The sequence below is a fragment of the Citrobacter sp. TBCS-14 genome (assembly GCF_005280805.1).
Lineage (GTDB): Bacteria > Pseudomonadota > Gammaproteobacteria > Enterobacterales > Enterobacteriaceae > Citrobacter > Citrobacter gillenii.
Genome location: NZ_SZWM01001209.1, coordinates 1 through 206, shown reverse-complemented (window position 1 = coordinate 206; position 206 = coordinate 1). Strand labels below are relative to the sequence as shown.

Annotated in this window: 1 protein-coding gene; it reads left to right on the top strand. The window is 60.7% G+C overall.

Annotated features, from left to right (window positions below):
* Positions 1–206: D-lyxose/D-mannose family sugar isomerase (locus tag FDX22_RS26295; protein ID WP_146718009.1), on the top strand; the 206-nt coding region annotated here is incomplete at both ends.

The following is a 206-nucleotide window of genomic DNA, read 5'->3' as shown; positions in this document are numbered from 1 at the left end:
GCGGCGGCGGCAATCTGATTGTCGAACTGTGGAACGCCGGTATCAGAGAACAAACGGAGGACAGCGACGTCAATGTGGTGATTGACGGCTGTCGACAAACCCATGCCGCGGGCAGCCAACTACGCCTGACGCCGGGTGAGAGCATCTGCCTGCCGCCGGGCCTGTATCACAGCTTCTGGGCGGAAAAAGGTTTTGGCGACGTGCTG